We start from the raw sequence: 1,753 nt of genomic DNA on the forward strand, positions 1-1,753 counted from the left end.
CTCGTATATTATGTTTAGGCTCCTTTTTAAGAGCCCATAATTTCCTATTTTTCCTGTAATAATTTATTCAAATTTCTTGGATGTCCCGAGATATTTCTAGATAATGAGAATAGGATCATTTGGGACAATTCTTTTTCCTCCTGTGGGTTTAACCACATTTTTAGACTGTTTCTCAGTGTACGTGCGGTGCTTCCTACTCGCAGGCTGTTCTCCCTGAATCTCGAACCTAGAGGATAGTAGCTCTAGGGCGGCTTTCGAATCAGGGTAAGTTCTGATACACGAGGTTGCTGGTCGGCGTTCACACTAGAGATATCTCAGGGCATCCAAGAATAATACCAATGATTCTAATTTGAAAGGAGGGGACAACCCATGAAATTATTTGTTGGTTTAGATATTAGTTCTTTTGATATAAAAGTTTGTATCTTAGGCGATGAAGGAGAAAAGCTTACATCCTTTACCGTCTCTAACGATCTTCCAGGTGCCATACAACTACGAGACCGTATTCTAGATTGCACCACAAACAATAATATTCAAGCATTAAAAATCGGTTTAGAATCTACGTCTGTCTATAGTTTTCACCCTTCCATGTTTTTGCATAACGATGAATCACTAAAAGGTCTTGGCGCAAAGGTTTTTGTCATGAATCCCAAACAGATTGCCAATTTTAAGAAAAGCTATACGGATATGGATAAGACAGATGAGATTGATGCTTTTGTGATAGCTGACTATCTTCGCTTTGGGCGTAATTCCATGTCCGTGGTAAAGGAAGAACAGTATATTGCCTTACAACAATTGACTCGTTCCCGTTACCAACTCATCCATCAAGTGACGAAAGAGAAACAACATTTCTTACAGCACCTAAGTTTTAAATGTAATACCTTTTCTCAAGAGGTGGATTCGTCCGTTTTCGGGAACGCCATGATGGAAATGTTCTCAGAAAAATTTAGCCTAGATGAACTAGCACAAATGCCATTAGAAGATTTAGCCGGTTTCCTTCAGGAAAAAGGAAAAAACCGATTCAATGACGCAGAATGTGTAGCGAAATCCATCCAAAGGGCCGTCCGTTCTTCGTATCGCCTAGATAAGGTAGTCGAAGATTCAATCGACGTTCTCCTTGGTACATCCATTGAAGTGATTAGAACGCTTCAAAAGCAAGTAAAGGAGATTGAAAAGGCCATTGAACGCATCATGGCTGGCTTAGAAGAGACTCAGACCCTTCAATCCATCCCTGGTGTAGGACCTGTATTCACAGCTGGTATTATCGCTGAGATCGGTCAAATTGACCGTTTTGAAGATGAAACGAAAATAGCCAAATATGCAGGTCTGTACTGGCGAAAACATCAATCTGGACGTTTTACTGCGGATGATACTTCCCTTTCGCGCAACGGAAATCAATACCTAAGATATTACTTAGTTGAAGCCGCCAACTCAGTAAGAAGGCACATTCCCGAGTATCAAGAATACTACGCGAAGAAATACAAAGAAGTACCGAAACATCAGCACAAAAGGGCACTCGTTCTAACCGCAAGAAAATTTGTACGTTTGGTCGATGCGCTACTACGCAATCACCAAATTTACACGCCGAAAAGGAGCGTAAATATATGACGCATATGCGCTAATAAATCCTTTCTCTAATTCCAGTAAATACCAAAAATTTACTGGTCTAGTTTAGTGCTGCCTTTTTTCAGATATTTGATCCTTGATAACCAAATAACTAATTATTTTGTGCTTGACATATTACCGCAGGTCTAAA

Annotated in this window: 1 protein-coding gene; it reads left to right on the forward strand. The window is 39.8% G+C overall.

Annotated features, from left to right (window positions below; translation table 11 throughout):
* Positions 1-369 precede the first annotated feature (369 nt).
* Positions 370-1,605 carry an IS110 family RNA-guided transposase gene (locus tag BN1243_RS00045; protein WP_062104226.1) on the forward strand — a complete coding sequence of 412 codons (1,236 nt, stop codon included), beginning with the start codon at positions 370-372 and terminating at the stop codon, positions 1,603-1,605.
* Positions 1,606-1,753: the final 148 nt, after the last annotated feature.

Origin of the sequence: Bacillus niameyensis (assembly GCF_001375535.1) — a bacterium.
Lineage (GTDB): Bacteria > Bacillota > Bacilli > Bacillales > Bacillaceae_C > Lederbergia > Lederbergia niameyensis.